General features: G+C 68.3%; 17 protein-coding genes and 1 tRNA gene. 7 read left to right on the forward strand and 11 right to left on the reverse strand.

Going from position 1 to position 16,712, the window contains the following annotated elements; translation table 11 throughout:
• Positions 1 to 40: 40 nt before the first annotated feature.
• Entirely contained in the window at positions 41 to 517 is a 477-nt protein-coding gene (gene moaE / locus P7644_RS14495; RefSeq protein WP_404299954.1) for a molybdopterin synthase catalytic subunit MoaE, read from the reverse strand.
• Positions 518 to 571: 54 nt separating this feature from the next.
• Between moaE and P7644_RS14500 the strand changes: the two genes are divergently transcribed.
• The 3 genes from P7644_RS14500 (at position 572) to P7644_RS14510 (ending at position 1,489) form a co-directional block, all read left to right on the forward strand.
• The gene (locus tag P7644_RS14500) at positions 572 to 826 is read left to right on the forward strand and encodes a hypothetical protein (RefSeq protein WP_404299955.1); all 255 of its coding nucleotides are present in this window, start codon (positions 572 to 574) and stop codon (positions 824 to 826) included.
• A gap of 135 nt (positions 827 to 961) precedes the next feature.
• Positions 962 to 1,105 (forward strand): DUF3149 domain-containing protein, encoded by a 144-nt coding sequence (locus P7644_RS14505; RefSeq protein ID WP_404299956.1) that lies wholly within the window; start codon positions 962 to 964, stop codon positions 1,103 to 1,105.
• Positions 1,106 to 1,171: 66 nt separating this feature from the next.
• Positions 1,172 to 1,489 carry a hypothetical protein gene (locus P7644_RS14510; RefSeq protein ID WP_404299957.1) on the forward strand — a complete coding sequence of 106 codons (318 nt, stop codon included), beginning with the start codon at positions 1,172 to 1,174 and terminating at the stop codon, positions 1,487 to 1,489.
• A 6-nt stretch (positions 1,490 to 1,495) separates the two neighbouring features.
• On the opposite strand, the gene P7644_RS14515 is transcribed toward P7644_RS14510, so the two are convergent.
• The 6 genes from P7644_RS14515 to P7644_RS14540 all read right to left on the reverse strand — a co-directional run bounded on the left by P7644_RS14515 (position 1,496) and on the right by P7644_RS14540 (position 7,702).
• Positions 1,496 to 1,759 (reverse strand): MoaD/ThiS family protein, encoded by a 264-nt coding sequence (locus P7644_RS14515; protein WP_404299958.1) that lies wholly within the window; start codon positions 1,757 to 1,759, stop codon positions 1,496 to 1,498.
• A complete protein-coding gene (gene glp / locus P7644_RS14520) occupies positions 1,756 to 2,988 on the reverse strand; it encodes a gephyrin-like molybdotransferase Glp (protein ID WP_404299959.1) in 1,233 nt (410 codons plus the stop codon). Before glp ends, P7644_RS14515 begins: the two co-directional genes overlap by 4 nt.
• On the reverse strand, positions 2,985 to 3,536 hold the full coding sequence (gene mobB, locus P7644_RS14525) for a molybdopterin-guanine dinucleotide biosynthesis protein B (RefSeq protein ID WP_404299960.1): 552 nt from the start codon (positions 3,534 to 3,536) through the stop codon (positions 2,985 to 2,987). Before mobB ends, glp begins: the two co-directional genes overlap by 4 nt.
• Positions 3,537 to 3,615: 79 nt before the next feature.
• Complete coding sequence (gene thrC, locus P7644_RS14530; protein WP_404299961.1) at positions 3,616 to 5,046, reverse strand: threonine synthase; 1,431 nt, start codon at positions 5,044 to 5,046, stop codon at positions 3,616 to 3,618.
• A 14-nt stretch (positions 5,047 to 5,060) separates the two neighbouring features.
• The gene (locus P7644_RS14535; protein WP_404299962.1) at positions 5,061 to 6,398 is read right to left on the reverse strand and encodes a homoserine dehydrogenase; all 1,338 of its coding nucleotides are present in this window, start codon (positions 6,396 to 6,398) and stop codon (positions 5,061 to 5,063) included.
• A gap of 71 nt (positions 6,399 to 6,469) precedes the next feature.
• Entirely contained in the window at positions 6,470 to 7,702 is a 1,233-nt protein-coding gene (locus P7644_RS14540; RefSeq protein ID WP_404299963.1) for a pyridoxal phosphate-dependent aminotransferase, read from the reverse strand.
• A 119-nt stretch (positions 7,703 to 7,821) separates the two neighbouring features.
• On the opposite strand from P7644_RS14540, the gene P7644_RS14545 reads away from it, so the two are divergent.
• A complete protein-coding gene (locus P7644_RS14545; protein WP_404299964.1) occupies positions 7,822 to 8,193 on the forward strand; it encodes an Mth938-like domain-containing protein in 372 nt (123 codons plus the stop codon).
• A gap of 113 nt (positions 8,194 to 8,306) precedes the next feature.
• Positions 8,307 to 8,394, forward strand: a tRNA-Ser gene (locus tag P7644_RS14550).
• Positions 8,395 to 8,572: 178 nt separating this feature from the next.
• Here P7644_RS14550 and P7644_RS14555 read toward each other — a convergent pair.
• A complete protein-coding gene (locus P7644_RS14555; RefSeq protein ID WP_404299965.1) occupies positions 8,573 to 9,487 on the reverse strand; it encodes an SDR family NAD(P)-dependent oxidoreductase in 915 nt (304 codons plus the stop codon).
• A gap of 172 nt (positions 9,488 to 9,659) precedes the next feature.
• Here P7644_RS14555 and P7644_RS14560 point away from each other — a divergent pair, with 172 nt between their 5' ends.
• Together P7644_RS14560 and P7644_RS14565 are read left to right on the forward strand one after the other, a co-directional pair.
• Positions 9,660 to 11,447 carry a peptidase M14 gene (locus tag P7644_RS14560; RefSeq protein ID WP_404299966.1) on the forward strand — a complete coding sequence of 596 codons (1,788 nt, stop codon included), beginning with the start codon at positions 9,660 to 9,662 and terminating at the stop codon, positions 11,445 to 11,447.
• A gap of 230 nt (positions 11,448 to 11,677) precedes the next feature.
• On the forward strand, positions 11,678 to 12,541 hold the full coding sequence (locus P7644_RS14565) for a TIGR00730 family Rossman fold protein (protein ID WP_404299967.1): 864 nt from the start codon (positions 11,678 to 11,680) through the stop codon (positions 12,539 to 12,541).
• Positions 12,542 to 12,771: 230 nt separating this feature from the next.
• Here P7644_RS14565 and P7644_RS14570 read toward each other — a convergent pair whose 3' ends face one another.
• The 3 genes from P7644_RS14570 to P7644_RS14580 form a co-directional block, all read right to left on the reverse strand.
• Positions 12,772 to 13,953: an MFS transporter gene (locus P7644_RS14570; RefSeq protein WP_404299968.1), complete on the reverse strand. Its 1,182-nt coding sequence runs from the start codon at positions 13,951 to 13,953 to the stop codon at positions 12,772 to 12,774.
• Between the two features lie 173 nt (positions 13,954 to 14,126).
• Positions 14,127 to 15,668, reverse strand: coding sequence for a DNA recombination protein RmuC (gene rmuC, locus P7644_RS14575; RefSeq protein WP_404299969.1), 1,542 nt, complete (start codon positions 15,666 to 15,668; stop codon positions 14,127 to 14,129).
• Positions 15,669 to 15,729: 61 nt separating this feature from the next.
• On the reverse strand, positions 15,730 to 16,710 hold the full coding sequence (locus P7644_RS14580) for a 2-hydroxyacid dehydrogenase (protein ID WP_404299970.1): 981 nt from the start codon (positions 16,708 to 16,710) through the stop codon (positions 15,730 to 15,732).
• Positions 16,711 to 16,712: the final 2 nt, after the last annotated feature.

The raw sequence follows: 16,712 nt of genomic DNA on the forward strand, positions 1-16,712 counted from the left end.
GGGCTTGCGCGCCTCGATTTCAAGCCATGGCGCGACAAATTCAGCCCACCTGCGGCGGCGCGGCAATGCCCCAGCGCGCCAGCGCCGCGTCGTCGGCAACGCGCGCATCCACCCAGCGCGCGCCTTCGGGGGTCTGCTCCTTCTTCCAGAACGGCGCCTGGGTCTTCAGGTAGTCCATGAGGAATTCGCAGGCCTGGAAGCTCTCGCCGCGGTGCGCGCTGGTGACGGCCACCAGCACGATCTGGTCCAGCGGCTGCAGCAACCCCACGCGGTGGATCACGCGCACGCCATACAGGTCGAAGCGGGCCAACGCCTCGTCGATCATGGCCGCTATGGATTTTTCCGTCATGCCGGGGTAATGCTCCAGTTCCATGCTGGCGACGGCGTCGCCCTCGTTCCTGTCGCGCACCGTGCCCACGAAGCAGCAGACGGCGCCCACGCGCGCATCCCCGGCGCGCAGCAGGGCCAGTTCGGTGGAAACATCGAAGTCCTGAGTCTGGATGGAAACGCGAGTCATGGCGGCAGAAAAGGAGTAGGCGGCAAAATGGCCACTTTAACGCCCCCGCACGCCATGGCCCAGCAAACCATCACCACTGCCGACTACATGCTCTACCCCTCGCCGCGCAACGTGCACCGCGTGGTGTTTGAGTTCCAGACCTTCGTACCCCAGCCCTATGCGCTGATCGACCTGCCCAGCTTCGACCTGACGGGCCGCCACAGCCTGTTTTCCGCCCAGCGCCGGGCCGACGGCAAGATGGGCCAGCTCGTGACCTTCGAGCTGGAGAGCGACCAGCAGCGCTTTGAGCGCCTGTTCGTGCCAGACTGAAGGCCACGACCTGCGCCCCGCCAATGCCCGACGGCCATACTGTGGCATACCCTTGGGCCTTGACCTTAATCAAAGTGATTCCCCCCTGCCTGCGCTGCAATGGAACGCAGCAGTCAACAACAGAGGGAAAGCACCATGCAATTACTCAAGCAACTCTTCACCACCGAGGTGGGCCTGTTCAGCGCCGTGGGCATCGGCTTCATGCTGGGCATGTCGGGTTTCTTCATCTGGCTGTTCACGCGCAACGATGCGCCGCAGGCCGAGCACAACAAGCCCTGAGCACCGCCCCGCGCCAGTGGCGCCGCATCCGTCGGGAGCGGCGCCTTTGTTTTTGCACAATGGCGCATGCAAGACGACAACCAAATCCTGGTCCCACCCTCCTTCATCGCGCTCTACAGCGACGCGCGCCAGCGCCTGCTGACGCCAGCGGGCGAGGTGCGCGCGCGCTACGAGCTGTGCGAAGACCTGGCCTGCCACCTGGTGGAGCAGGCGCAGCAGCTGTACCACGGCGGCGCCCGGTCAGAGGAAGGCGTGCTGCTGGGCATGCATGCCGCTCTGGCGGGCCCCGATAGCGGCGTGAGCGCCCCGGAGGCGCGCTGGATCACGCTGCGCCTGGCCGAGCTGCTGGGCTGGCGCAGCCCGGCGCTGCCGACGCAGGATTGATGGCCGTCAGCCGCCGGTGACGGGCGGAAAGAACGCCGCCTCGGCACCATCGGCCAGGGGCGTGGCGTCCTGGCCCATGACCTGGTTCAGGGCCATGCGCACGGCGCGCCCGCGTGCCAGGCACTGGGCCCAGGGCTGGCCGCGGGCGATGAGCTCGTCGCGCAGCGCCCCCAGCGTGGCGGCACCGGTCTGCACGGTTTCCTGGCCCGTGCCCACGGCCTCGCGGATGGAGGCGAAATAGCGCACCGTGATCGTGAGGGGGACGGTCATGACAGCAACTCCGCAAACGGCAAAAAGCGCACGCGGTCACCGCGCGCAATGGTCTGACCGGCGGGATTGTCCACCACGCCGTCAGCCCAGGCCGCCGAGGTAAGCACCCCCGAGCTTTGGTTCGGAAACAGCTCCAGCGTGCCGTCCGCCCCCTGGCGCACGCGCAGGAATTCACGGCGTTTGTCGGCCTTTGGCCAATCGAATCCAGCGGTAGCAGCTATCGCTTTAGGAGCGACATCCTGCACCCCCTGCAACCGCAGCAGGAAGGGGCGCACCAGCAGGCCGAAGGTGACGAAGCTCGACACCGGGTTGCCCGGCAGGCCCATGAAGTGGGCGCCGGCTATGCGGCCATAGGCGAAGGGCTTGCCCGGCTTCATGGCGATCTGCCAGAGATCAAGGCGCCCCAGGCTCTCCACGGCGGGCTTGATGTGGTCTTCCTCGCCCACCGAAACGCCGCCGCTGGTCAGGATCAGGTCGTGCCCCTGCGCGGCGCCCTGCAGCGCGGCCAGGGTGGCCTCGCGCCGATCCGGCACTATCCCCAGGTCGCTCACCTCGCAGCCCAGGCGCCGCAGCATGGCGCGCAGAAAGAAGCGGTTGCTGTTGTAGATGGCGCCCGGGCGCATCTGCGCGGGCGCCACCTCGCCGGGCATGACGAGTTCGTCGCCCGTGGAGAACAGCGCCACGCGCGGCCGGCGTGCCACCTGGAGTTCGGCCAGGCCGATGCTGGCGGCCAGGCCCAGCTCGGCGGGGGTGAGGCGCGTGCCGGCGGCCAGCACCTCGGCGCCCAGGGTGATGTCCTCGCCGGCGCGGCGGATCCACTGGCCCGCGGCGGGCACGGCGTTCACGCGCACGCGCTCGCCGTCGAGCGCCTCGCAGTCCTCCTGCATCACGATGGCGTCGGCCCCAGCGGGCACGGGAGCACCCGTGAAGATGCGTGCCGCCGTGCCGGCCGCCAGCGGCGCGCCGGCCTCGCCCGCGGCAATGCGCTGGGACACGGACAGCGCCACGCCCGCGGCGGTGATGTCGGCGCGGCGCACGGCGTAGCCGTCCATGGCGCTGTTGTCCTGCGGCGGCACCTGCAGCGGCGAGATGGCCGGCTGCGCCAGCACGCGGCCGTCGGCGTCGAAGGTGTCGACGGTGTCCGTGCCAGCCAGGGGGGCGGCCTGCGCGAGCAGTTCGGCCAGGGCCTCGTGCAGGGGTTTGAGGGGCGCACGCGCCTTCGATGTCATTCGCAAGCCTCCAGGGGTTGGGGCAGATAGTCAAAACGCGCACCCTGCTCCAGCAGCCACTGCACGACCGCAGGCGGGTCGCCCAGGTGCAGCACCGGCAGCGCCGTGGCTGCGGGCAGCTGCGGCGCGTCGGTGGCCACGGCGACGATGTGGGGGTCGTGCGGGTAGAGCGCGAGGCGCTCACGGTATTCGGGCGTGGCGGCACGCCAGATCTCGATCTTGGGCAGGTCGCAGTCCTTGAAGCCCTCCACCAGCACCCAGTCCACCCGCGGGTCCAGCTCGGCCAGCAGCTCGTGCACGCCGGGCTGGTGCTGCTGCTCGAACTCGCGCATCAGCGCCATGCGCCGGTCGGAGGCCACGACGACCTCGTAGGCCCCGGCCTCGCGGTGGCGCCAGCTGTCCTTGCCCACATGGTCGATGTCGAACTTGTGGTGCGCGTGCTTGACCACCGATACGCGCAGGCCACGCAGGCGCAGGTCGGGAATCAGCCGCTCGAGCAGCGTGGTCTTGCCGCTGCCCGAATAGCCGGCAAAGCCAACCACCTTCATCGCGCCACTCCTTTGGTTCCGCTCATCAATTAATAGCTTCCAGCGCTTGATGGATAAGCGCCGAAGGCCAATTTATCCCTTAATCGCAATGGGCGGCGATGTAGGCCTTGACCCGCGCGACGTCGGCCGGCAGCACCTGCACACGCTTCGGGAGCTGCTCGATGCCCTCGAACTTCGCCGGGCGCTCGGGCGCTCGGCCCAGGGCCTCCTCTATGGTTTCGGCAAACTTGATGGGCAGCGCCGTCTCCAGCACGATCATGGGCACGGCCGGGTCGCCGCGCAGATCGCGCGCCACCTTCACGCCGTCGGCGGTGTGGGTATCGATGATCTGGCCGAAGCGCTCCCAGGTGTCGCGGATGGTGGCCAGGCGGTCCGCGTGCTGGCTCTTGCCGCTCTCGAAGCCGTATTTGGCGTGGGCGTCCTGGAACACCGGGTCGGCCCCCAGGTCGAAGAAGCCCTGCTGGGCCACGCCCTCGGCGAACAGCTGGCGCGTGCGCCCGGCGTCGCGCCCCACCAGGTCGAACACGAAACGCTCGAAGTTGCTGGCCTTGCTGATGTCCATGCTGGGGCTGCTGGTCTCATGCGTATCGGCCGCGCCGCGCACGCGGTAGGCGCCGGTGCGGAAGAACTCGTCGAGCACGTCGTTCTCGTTCGTGGCCACGACCAGGCGGTCGATCGGCAGGCCCATCTGGCGCGCCACATGGCCGGCGCAGATGTTGCCGAAGTTGCCGCTGGGCACGGTGAAGCTGACCTTCTGGTCGTTGGACTCCGTGGCCTGGATGTAGCCCGCGAAGTAGTACACCACCTGCGCCAAGAGGCGCGCCCAGTTGATGGAGTTGACGGTGCCGATCTTGTAGCGGGCCTTGAACGCGTGGTCGTTGGAGACGGCCTTGACGATGTCCTGGCAGTCGTCGAACACGCCTTGAATCGCCAGGTTGTGGATGTTCGCGTCCTGCAGGCTGAACATCTGCGCCTGCTGGAACGGGCTCATGCGGCCATGCGGGCTGGTCATGAACACGCGCACGCCCTGCTTGCCGCGCATGGCGTATTCAGCCGCGCTGCCGGTGTCGCCGCTGGTGGCGCCCAGGATGTTGAGCTCTTCGCCGCGGCGCGCCAGCTCGTATTCGAACAGGTTGCCCAAGAGCTGCATGGCCATGTCCTTGAAGGCCAGCGTCGGGCCGTTGGACAGGGCCTCGATCCACAGGCCGTCTTCCAGGTGGCGCAGGGGCACGATCTCGCGCGTGCCGAAGACCTCGGCGGTGTAGGTCTTCTCGCACAGGCGCTTCAGGTCGGCAGGCGGAATGTCGTCGATGTACAGCGACAGGATGCGAAAGGCCAGTTCGGCGTAGCCTTGCATGTGGTACGCCTGGCGCAGCTCGGTGAGTTGCGCGTCGCTGATCTTCGGGTAGTGCTCGGGCAGGTACAGGCCGCCGTCGGGCGCCAGGCCTTCGAGCAGGATGTCGCAGAAATGCTTGCGGTCCGGGTGGCCGCGGGTGGACAGGTACAGCATGGCTCGCGCAATCCTCAGTTGTTCAGCTCTTCCTTGCGGATGCGCGTGATCGGCGCCAGCACCGTGGGCAGGCCCTGGATCTGGGCCAGCGCGGCGTCCATGTCGCCCTCGCGCGTGTCGTGCGTGAGGATGATCAGGTCGGTCTGGGTGCTTCCTTCGCCGCCGACCTCGTCGGCCTCGCGCTGCAGCATGGCGTCGATGCTGATGCCCGCGCCCGCCAGGATGCCCGTGACCTTGGCCAGCACACCGGCCTCGTCGGCCACGCGCAGGCGCAGGTAGTAGCTGGTGACCACCTCGGCCATGGGCAGCACCGGCAGGTCCTGGCCGGCCTCGCGCAGCGTGTGGCTCTGGAAGGCCAGCGGCGGCACGCGGTGCGCGGGGTCGGCCTCGATCAGGCGGGTGATGTCCACCAGGTCGGCGATCACGGCGCTGGCCGTGGGCTCGCTGCCCGCGCCCTTGCCGTAGTACAGCGTGGTGCCCACGGCGTCGCCGTGCACGACCACGGCGTTCATCGCGCCCTCGACGTTGGCGATCAGGCGCTTGGCCGGCACCAGGCTGGGGTGCACGCGCAGCTCCACGCCCTTGTCGGTGCGCTTGGTGATGCCCAAGAGCTTGATGCGATAGCCCAACTGCTCGGCGTAGCGGATGTCGGCGGCGGACAGCTTGGTGATGCCCTCCACATGGGCCTTGTCGAACTGCACCGGAATGCCGAAGGCGATGGCGCTCATGATGGTGGCCTTGTGCGCGGCGTCCACGCCCTCGATGTCGAAGGTCGGGTCGGCCTCGGCGTAGCCCAGGCGCTGCGCCTCCTTCAAGACCACGTCGAAGTCCAGGCCCTTGTCGCGCATCTCGGACAGGATGAAGTTGGTCGTGCCGTTGATGATGCCGGCAATCCACTGGATCTGGTTAGCGCTCAGGCCCTCGCGCAGCGCCTTGATGATGGGGATGCCGCCGGCCACGGCCGCCTCGAAGGCCACCACCACGCCCTTCTCGGCCGCGGCCTTGAAGATCTCCGTGCCATGCACGGCCAGCAGGGCCTTGTTGGCCGTCACCACATGCTTGCCGGCGGCAATCGCCTCCAGCACCAGTTGCCTGGCGATGCCGTAGCCGCCGATGAGCTCGACCACGATGTCGATGTCGGGGTTGGCGATGATCTCGCGCGCATCGCCCACCACGCGGGCCTGCTCGCCCACGATGGCGCGCGCGCGCGCGGTGTCCAGGTCGGCCACGCAGGCGATCTCGATGCCGCGGCCGGCGCGGCGGCGGATCTCCTCCTGGTTGCGTTGCAGCACGTTGAACACGCCGCTGCCCACGGTGCCGATGCCGAGCAGGCCAACTTGGATGGGTTTCATATCAGAATTACCAGTCAAAAAAGGCTGTAGCGCTTTTGCATCAAGCGCTGGCAGCTATCAAAAATAGAGTTTTACGCCGCCTTGGCGTGGCGCTGCCGGTAGGCCGCGAGGAAGCCCGCCAGGCGCGCAACCGCCTCGCGCAGGTCGTCCTCGTGCGGCAGGAAGACGATGCGGAAATGCTGGTTGTCCGGGTAGTTGAAGCCCGAGCCCTGCACCAGCATGACGCGCGTGGCGCGCAGCACCTCCATGAAGAACTGGCGGTCGTCGGCAATCGGGTACACCTCAGGATCGAGGCGCGGGAACATGTACAGCGCCGCCTGGGGCTTGACGCAGGTGACGCCGGGGATCTGCGTGATCAGCTCATAGGCCAGGTCGCGCTGGCGGCGCAGGCGCCCGCCCTCCTTCACCAGGTCGTTGATGCTCTGGTAGCCGCCCAGCGCCGTCTGGATGGCCCACTGGCCCGGCACGTTGGAGCCGAGCTTGAGGTTGGCGAGCATGTTCAGGCCCTCGATGTAGTCGCGGGCGTCCTGCTTGGGTCCGGATACCACCATCCAGCCCGCGCGGTAGCCGCAGCTGCGGTAGGCCTTGGACAGCGAGTTGAAGGTGAGCGTGAGCACGTCGGTGCAGAGGCTGGCCATGGACGTGAACCTGACGCCGTCGTACAGCACCTTGTCGTACACCTCATCGACCATCAGCACCAGGTTGTTCTCGCGCGCGATCTGGACGATGCCCTGGAGCAGCTCCACGGGGTAGAGCACGCCGGTAGGGTTGTTCGGGTTGATGACCACGATGCCGCGCGTGCGCGGCGTGATCTTGGCGCGCATGTCCTGGAGGTCGGGCAGCCAACCCGCGTCCTCGTCGCAGCGGTAATGCACGGGCGAGCCGCCCGAGAGCGAGGTCGCCGCCGTCCACAGCGGGTAGTCGGGCGTGGGCACGAGCAACTCGTCGCCGTCGTTGAGCAGCGCGTTGGTGGCCATGCAGATCAGCTCGCTGGCGCCGTTGCCCAGGTAGATGTCATCCAGCGTCACGCCCTCGATACCGAGCTGCTGGGTGTAGTGCATCACCGCCTTGCGCGCCGCGAAGATGCCCTTGCTGTCCGAGTAGCCCGCCGAATTCGGCAGGTTGCGGATCATGTCCTGCTGAATCTCCTCGGGCGCATCGAAGCCGAACGGCGCCATGTTGCCGATGTTGAGCTTGATGATCTTCTGGCCCTCGTCCTCCATCTGCTTGGCCGCGTCCACGATGGGGCCGCGGACGTCGTAGAGGACATTGTTGAGCTTGGCGGATTTGTGGATGGGCTTCATGCGCGGGCTAGTCGTCAGGAGCTGGCACTGCAAAGAACCAGGGGGCCAGTCGGTGAAACCTATAATTTAAGCACAGTTCCCATCCGCAGGCCGCCCACGACCAGGGTTGCACGGCACACATGAAATTCCAACCCGACCGCTTCGACGTCCAGACCATCACCGCCTACGGGCCGGGCTGGGTCAGCGTGGACACCGACAAGATCACCGCCAGCGTCATCGTCGGCTCGCGCGGCCAGCGCATCGCCTGGGACTGCAGCCGCTTCGAGGACCTGACCCCCGCGCACTTCGCACAACTGGCCGCGCTGGACGCCGAGGTCGTGATCTTCGGCAGCGGCACGCGCAACCGCTTCCCGCCGCCGGCCTGGCTGCAGCCGCTGATGGCCAGGCGCATCGGCCTGGAGACCATGGACACGCAGGCCGCCTGCCGCACCTACAACATCCTGGCCGGCGAAGGCCGCAACGTGGTCGCGGCCCTGCTGCTGGAGGCGTAAACCCATCCGCGCCTTGGGCACCCGCACCGTCCGCTTAGAATCCTCGGTTGTCCGACGGCTTGGGGGCGAGTGGTTCAAACCGGCAGCCTTGAAACCCGCCACAGGAAGAATTTGGAAGCTTGGCAGAGTGGTCGATTGCACCGGTCTTGAAAACCGGCAACCCGCAAGGGTTCCAGGGTTCGAATCCCTGAGCTTCCGCCAATAAAAACAAGCACGTAGCGCAACCTCAACGAGTGCGCGGCAGCTTGAAGATGGCGACAAAAGGCCCCGCGAGTCGGGGCTTTGTTGTTGGCGGCGACCCGTCCCGCCCAGCGTTGACACCTTTGCCCAAGAGTAAGGAAGCACACGCTGGGTCTTGGTGCTGCCAAGCGCCCCTGGATCAGGTGCGTGCTGCAGCGGCCATGGCCTGCCGGAGCTCGTTCTCGCCCTGGGCCGCGCCGCTGCCGGGCACCTGCTCACCCGCGCGCGCGCACACCTCGGCCAGACGCGCTGCCAGTTGCTCGGGCACGTCGGCGCCCAGCCCCAGGTGCAGGCCCTGGGTGAGCGTGATGTGCGCCGCCTCGAAGGTGCCCGCGCCGGCGCACAGAATGCTGCGCGTGGGCGCGCGCTCGTGCGCCAGCACCAGCATGGCAGGCACCACGGCCTCGGGCGCCAGCCGTGCCAGCACCTCCTCGGGCATCAGCCCCGCGGTCATGCGCGTGGCGGCCGTGGGCGCCAGCGCGTTCACATGGATGCCGTACTTGGCGCCCTCGATGGCCAGGGTCTGCATCAGCCCCACCTGCGCCAGCTTGGCCGCGCCGTAGTTGGCCTGGCCAAAATTGCCGTACAGGCCCGTGGACGAAGTGGTCATGACGATGCGCCCGTAGTGCTGCGCCTGCATCAGCGGCCACACGGCCTTGCAGCAATGCGCCGCGCCCATCAGGTGCACCTGCACCACCAGGGCAAAGTCGGCCATGTCCATCTTGGCAAAGCTCTTGTCGCGCAGGATGCCGGCGTTGTTCACCAGGATGTCCACGCGGCCCCAGGCATCCGCGGCCTGCTGCACCATGGCCTGCACGGCGCCGAAATCGGTCACCGAGGCCGTATTCGCCAGCGCCTGGCCGCCCGCGGCGCGGATCTCATCGGCCACGGCCTGCGCCGCCGTGCCGCCCGCGCCCCTGCCATCCACCGCCCCGCCCAGGTCGTTGACCAGCACCTTGGCGCCGCGCGCCGCCAGCGCCAGCGCATGCTGGCGCCCCAGGCCGCCACCGGCGCCCGTCACGATGGCCACCCGGCCTTGGAAGTCGAGGCTCATGTCCACAGTCTCCTGATGAATAAAAACAAAAAGTAGAGCTGCCTGCGCTTGCTGCATAAGCACTTTGCGCCCATTTGCCATCAAATTATTGCAGGCCAGCGAAAGTCCGCAGCGCCGGGCGGCGCACGGCTGCCGATAATTTGCCTCCCTCCCCTCCTTGCCAGGTACGCCCATGACCAACGCCAACACAGGCAACACGCTGCTCGACCTGAGACTGGAGCGCACGCTGGATCTGTGGGTGCAGCGCTTCTCGCAACCCGAATGGCGCGGCCGCCATGTCGAGGGCTGGCTGTTTGAAGGCCAGGCCGAGCGCCGCGCGGCCGAGCGGCAGCTGGCCGCCGTGGGCGTGCAGGCGCGTTTTCACAGCGCCTACAAGCCGCTGGTGCAGCATTTCATCGACAACGTGGACTGCGCGCGGCTGCGCGCGGCCCATATCCGCTACCCGGCGGCGCAGGTCGGGCCGGAGCAGCGCTTTCGCCTGGAGGCCTACCCGCTGGCAGCCCTGCTGGAAGGCGCCGCCCTCACGCTGGAGGCGCGCGCCGACGCCCTGCCCTGCTACGACGTGGAGCTGCAGCTGCAAGGCGGCGAGCACATCCGCCAGCAGGTCTGGGCGCCCAACCGCAGCCATGGCGACGCCACGGGCGCCACGGTGCTCTCGCCCACCGGCTGGCTGCGCGTGGGCACGCGCGCGGGCGCGGCCGATCTGCTCGACTGCGCCGTCAGCACCGACTACGAGCAGACCTTCGCCCAGGCGCTGCAGGCCGTGCGCGGCCACCCCTGGCCGGAGCAGGAGCCGTATTTCGAGCGCCTGCAACTGCGCGTGGAATTGGCCGGCTATGAGCAGCCCGTGGCCTGGGCGGGCGAGACGATCAGCACGGCCGAGGCGCTGCACGAGGACCTGTACTTTTCGCTGCTCGAATTCTTCCAGCAGCACAGCGGCCGCCCCCTGGGCGACCGGCGCCTGCAGCCCGGCCAGATCGTGCCCGACGTGCGCCTGGGCGCCGCCGCACCGCGCGTGCATGTCAGCCTGCAGCCCTTCGACGCCGCGGCGCAGGACGCGCTGGCCGCGGCGCATCTGCCACAGCAAGCGCCGCAGGAAGCGCTGGATGAGCTGGGCCACGCGCCTGCGCCCGCATACATCGTCCAGACCATGCACGCCTGGCCGGGCCAGCGCTTCAGCGCCCGCACGCGCCAGGGCCGCACGGTGTGGGGGCAATACCAGCGCGGCACACAGCGCCCGGTGTTCATCAGCGGCGGCCAGCACGCCAACGAGACCTCGGGCGTGGTCGGCGCGCTGCGCGCGGCCCAGGCGCTGCTGCAGCAGCCGGACGCGCATTTCGCGCTGATCGCACTCGAAAACCCCGACGGCTACGCCCTGCACCGCGAGCTGTGCTGCCAGCACGGCGGCCACATGCACCATGCGGCGCGTTACACGGCGCTGGGCGACGATGTCGAATACCGCGAGAGCGCACCCTGGTTCGAGCGCGAGGCGCGCCAGATGGCGCTGGCGCTGTCCGGCGCGCGCCTGCACGTGAACCTGCACGGCTATCCCGCGCACGAGTGGACGCGGCCACTGTCGGGCTATGTGCCGCGCGGCTTCGAGCAGTGGATGTGCCCCAAGGGCTTCTTCCTGATCCTGCGCCACCACGCCGGCTGGGAGCCACCGGCGCGCGCGCTGCTGGCGGCGGTGTGCGCGCGCCTCAAGCAGGTACCGGGCCTGGCCGAGTACAACGCGCGCCAGCGCGCCCTCTACGAACGCCACGCCGGCCCCCTGCCCTTCGAGGTGATCGACGGCATTGCCTGCATGCAGACGCAGACCGCGCACGATGCGCCGGTGACGCTGGTCACCGAGTTCCCCGACGAAACGGTGAGCGGCGACGCCTTCCGCTTTGCCCACCTGGTGCAGATGCAGACCGTGCTGGCGGCCGTGCAGGCCTGGCAGGACATAGATCCGCGGTGACCCGCAGAAGCCGCACACGCTCTTACCTACAATGCCGCCACTGTGCATGCTGCATGTGGCGGACCATGGCTGCAAAGCAAGGTCAGGCCTTCACCTATTCACTACCATTTAAATAGCTGATTGCGCTTGATACATAAGCGTCACCAGCCAGTTTAAATAAAATCCACCTCCACCCACCGGCCCTGCATCGCGGCCCAGGCTGCCGGCCTTTTTCCCGACACTTCCCCATCATGCAAGCGAATACCGATCTCCAAGACAGCCGCCTGGCCAATGCCTGGGCCGAGCTGCACAACTACGCCGTGGCGGGCAACCCGCTGCACCCCGATTCGTACCGCCTGGCCTTTACCGACCCGGAATTCATGCTGCGCCGCGAGACACGCGGCATACGCTTTCAGCTGGAGTTGCTCAAGCCCGAGTTGGAGCAGGCCGAGCAAGGCATAGAACACACCGTGGTGGTGTATGGCAGCGCACGCTTCGTCTCCCCCGAGGCCGCGGCCGAGCAGTTGGCCGAGGCCCAGGCCAGCGGCGAGGCCGAGCGCATCACGCGGGCCGAGCGCGCCGTGAAGAATGCCCACTACTACGACCAGGCGCGCCGCTTTGCGCGCCATGTGGCCGAATACGGCCAAAGCCGCCCGGCCGCCGAGCGCATGTACATCTGCACCGGCGGCGGCCCCGGCATCATGGAGGCCGCCAACCGCGGCGCGCACGAGGTCGGCGCGCCCAACATCGGCCTGAACATCACCCTGCCGCACGAGCAGAGCGGCAACCGCTACATCACGCCCTCGCTGTCCTTCAAGTTCCACTACTTTGCGCTGCGCAAGATGCATTTCATGATGCGCGCCAAGGCCCTGGTGGTGTTCCCCGGCGGCTTTGGCACGCTCGACGAGCTGTTCGAGGTGCTGACCCTGGTGCAGACCGGCAAGGCCAAGCCGGCGCCCATCGTGCTGTTCGGCTCGGCATTCTGGAAGCGCATGTTGAACTTCGACGCCCTGGTGGAACAGGGCACGGTCTCGGCCGAAGACCTCAAACTGTTCCACTACACGGACGACCCGGCCGAGGCCTGGGGCATCATCCGCGCGTTCTACGAGCTTTAACCTAGATCCGGCAGTTGGATGCACCCGTCAGTGCCGTGATGGGTGTGCAAGGCAAGGCGTGAGGACGCCTGTGCGCAAGGACGAACAACGCAGCATGGCGCGTCCAGCGCGGTGCTGGCGGGTGCATAGCGCTGTCACCCAACAGGTGAACGATGCCGAAGCCGAAATGGCTAATCCCCATAAGGCTTTATTGAAGATCACAAGCGGTCAACTGCCGGATCTAGGTTTAATCAATGGCGGGGCGCTGAGGCATCACCCCCCAGCCGCCAGGCCACGCGCGCGCCCAGGCCCACCGCGGCGCCCACCGCCCAGAACAGGCCCCCCACACCGATCAGCGCACTGGCCGAGCCGAACAGCAGCGGCATGACCACGCTGGAGCCGTTGATGGCCATGAGGCGCAGGCCCAGCGCCTCGCCATGGCGGTGCGCCGGCGTGAGCTGGTGCAGCATGCTCATGACCATGGGCTGCACCGAACCGAGCGCAAAACCGAGCAGCACCGAGCAGCTGCCCAGCGCCAGGGCCGTAGGCAACAGCGGGTAGACGGCAAACAGCAGCGCCGTCGCCACCATGGCCCAGGTGACCACGGTTGCCTCGTGCAGGCGCTCGGCGATGAACGGCATGAGCACGCGGATCAGGGCCGCGGCCATGGCGAAAGCGCCCAGGATGGCGCCTATGACCGAGGCCGACAGCCCGCGCTCGTAGCCCAGCAGCGGCACGACGAAGGTGTGCACGTCCCAGCAGGACGACAGCAGCCAGTTGACGATGAGCAGGCGGCGAAAGCCGGGCGCGGCGAGCAGGTCCCAGGCGCGCCCACGGCCGCCGCCCGCGGCCGCCGTGACGGGCGGCAGCTCCTGCGCGCCGCGCACCCACAGCCAGGTAGTGAGGGGCAGCAAGGCCAGCAGCGCAAAAGCGGCGCGGAACCCGGCGGTGGCCCCGGCCTGCGCGCCCGCATGGTCTATCAGCAGCCCGGCGCAAAACGGTCCCAGGAAATTCGACAGCGCCGGCCCTATGGCGAGCCAGCTGAACACCCGGCGCAGTTGCGTGCCGCCCTGCGCCGCGCGGCCCACATGGCGCTGCAGCGCAATCGTGGCCACGCCCGTGGCGCCGCCCGTGAGCAGGGCCGACAGGCACAGCACCGCAAACACCGGCCAGACCACGGCCGCGCCCGCACCCAGCACGGCCGCCACCACGGCGCGGCGCACCGGGCGTTTCAGGCCATGGCGGTCCGCATAGCGCCCCGCCGGCAGGGCCAGGAACACCTGGCTGAGCGCGAACAGCGCCAGCAGCACGCCCACGGCCGCCGCGCTGTGGCCCTCGCGCAGCGCCAGCAGCGGCGCCGCCATGCGCATGCCGGCCATGCTGGCGTGGATGCAGATCTGTCCCAGGATCAGGCGCGCCAGGGACCAATCCATTTCAGTGATCCATAGCGCTGCGCATCGCGCGCAGCCCATGAAACTGGCACGACCCAAGCCAGGGCCGCCGTGCAAGGGCCGCCCCGCCGCACGGGCGGCGTCCCCCTGCCCGCGTAGCGCAGCAAAGCGAGAGCGGGGGGAAGGCGCGAAGCGCCTCAGGGGGGTGTTTCATATCACTCGCCCTCGTCCTCTATCAGCAGGCCCGATGCGGGCACGCCTGCCTCCTGCTGTGACGGCGCTTCGGGCGCCGGCAGCTCCTGCACGCCGCGCAGGCGCCGCTGGATGGCGCGCGTGCGCACGTCCACCTGCTCGAACTTCTTGGCCGCCGCGTCGATGGAGCGGCGCGTGGCCTCGACCACCTCGCCGAACTTGGCGAACTCGGTCTTCACCTGGCCCAGCACGCCCCAGACCTCGGAGGAGCGCTTCTCGATCGCCAGGGTCTTGAAGCCCATCTGCAGGCTGCTGAGCATGGCCGCCAGGTTGGCCGGGCCGGTGATCATCACGCGGCAGTCATTCTGCACCGCCTCCACCAGGCCGGGGCGGCGCATGACCTCGGCAAACAGCCCCTCGGTGGGCAGGTAGAGCACGGCAAAGTCGGTGGTGTAGGGCGGGGCCACGTATTTGCTGAAGATCTTCTTGGCCTCCAGCTTGATGGAAGACTCGAAGGCATTGCCGGCCGCGGCCATCGCCGCCTTGTCCGCCTGTTCCTGGGCGTCCAGCAGGCGCTGGTAATGCTCCACGGGGTACTTGGAGTCGATCGGCAGCCACACTGGCTGCTCCTCGCTCCTGCCCGGCAGGCGGATGGCGAATTCCACCAGCTCATCGCTGCCGGGCTGGGTCTTGACGTTCTTCTCGTACTGGCCCGGCGTGAGCACGTTGTCGATGATGGCGCCCAGCTGCATCTCGCCCCAGGTGCCGCGCGTCTTCACGTTGGTCATCACGCGCTTCAGGTCGCCCACGCTGCCGGCCAGGGTCTGCATCTCGCCCAGGCCCTTGTGCACCTGCTCCAGCCGCTCGCTCACCAGCTTGAAGGAGTCGCCCAGGCGCTGCTCCAACGTGGCGTGCAGCTTTTCGTCCACCGTGCGGCGCATTTCCTCCAGCTTGGCAGCATTGTCCTGCTGTATGGCCGCCAGGCGCTCGTTGAGCGTGCCGCGCAGCGCCTCGGCGCCCTGCTGGCTGCTGGCGACCAGGCCCGCGAGCTGCTGCGACACCGCCTCCTGCAGCCCCGAGAACTGGTGGCGCTGCTGCTGCGTGTGCGCCTCAAGCTGGCCCTGGACATCGCCCTTGAGGGCCTGGGCCGTCTGCGTGAGTTCGGCGCGAAAGCCCGCCAGGGCGTCGATCTGCTCCTTGCGCGCCTGGGCCTCGTCGCTGCGCGCCTGGCCCAGGTGCTGCTCCAGACGCGACTGCAGCGCGCCAAACGCGGCCTGCAGCTCGCCGCGGCTGGTGCGCGACTCCTGCGCCGCGAGCTGCAGGCGCTCATCGAGCAGCGCCTGCGTGCTCTGCGTGAAGCCGCGCAGCTGCTGGCCCATGGCCTGCAGCGCTCCGTCGTTCCTGGCCACGGCCAGCTGCGTGGCCTGCACCGAGGATTCCAGCGCCTGCAGGCGCGCCAGCCACTCGGGCGGCAGGTCCACGCGCGGGCGGCGCAGCAGCAGCGCGCACAGGAGCAGCACGGTCAGCGCCAGCAGGGCCAGTGCGGCGGTCATTTCCAGGGTCATAAAATACTATCAATTCAGTAGCTGTTAGCGCTTTACGCATAAGCGCTACAGCCATATTTTCTTATTTCTTCAACGGAGTATTCACGGGCGTGAGCGGGCCGCGTCCGTCAAAGAAGGCGATCAGGTTGTCCGCCGCCAGGCGCGCCATGGCCAGGCGCGTGGCCACGGTGGCGCTGGCGATATGGGGGGTGAGCACGACGTTGGGCACTTCCAGCAGCCCAGGGTGCACGGCGGGTTCGCCCTCGAACACATCCAGGCCCGCAGCGGCGATGCGCCTTTCCTTCAAGGCCGCGGCCAGCGCCGCATCATCCACGATGCCGCCGCGCGCGATGTTCACCAGCGTGGCCGTGGGCTTCATGCGCGCCAGCTCGGGCGCCCCAATCGCATGGTGCGACTCGCTGGTGTAGGGCAGCACCAGCACCAGGTGGTCGGCCTGGGCCAGCAGCTCGTCCTTGCTCACGTAGCGTGCCCTGCACTCGGCCTCCAGCTCGGGGGCAAGACGCGAGCGGTTGTGGTAGATCACCTGCATGCCAAAGCCATGCGCGCCGCGCCGCGCAATACCCTGGCCGATGCGGCCCATGCCCAGAATGCCCAGGGTGCTGCCATGCACCTCGCCGCCGGCGAACATGTCGTAGCGCCAGCTCTTCCACAGGCCGGCACGCAGGTAATGTTCGGCCTCGGCCATGCGCCGGGCCGTGGCCATGAGCAGCGCAAAGCCGAAGTCGGCCGTGGTCTCGGTGAGCACGTCCGGCGTGTTCGTGCCCTGCACGCCGGCGGCGCTCATGGCATCCACGTCGAAGTTGTTGTAGCCCACGGCCATGTTGGCCACGATTTTCAGGCGTGGGCAGGCGGCCAGCAGCGCGGCGTCCACGCGGTGGCTGCCGGTGGTGAAGGCGCCGTCCTTGTCCGCCAGGCGCTGGGCCAGCTCGGCCTGGCTCCACAGGGCGTCGTCGGGGTTGGCCTCGACCTCGAAGTGCCGGGACAGCAGATCGATGATCTCGGGGAACACCTGGCGCGTCACCAGAATGCGGGGCTTGGACATGG

Source organism: Alicycliphilus denitrificans, from assembly GCF_044792555.1.
In the GTDB taxonomy this organism is placed as follows: domain Bacteria; phylum Pseudomonadota; class Gammaproteobacteria; order Burkholderiales; family Burkholderiaceae_C; genus Alicycliphilus; species Alicycliphilus denitrificans_A.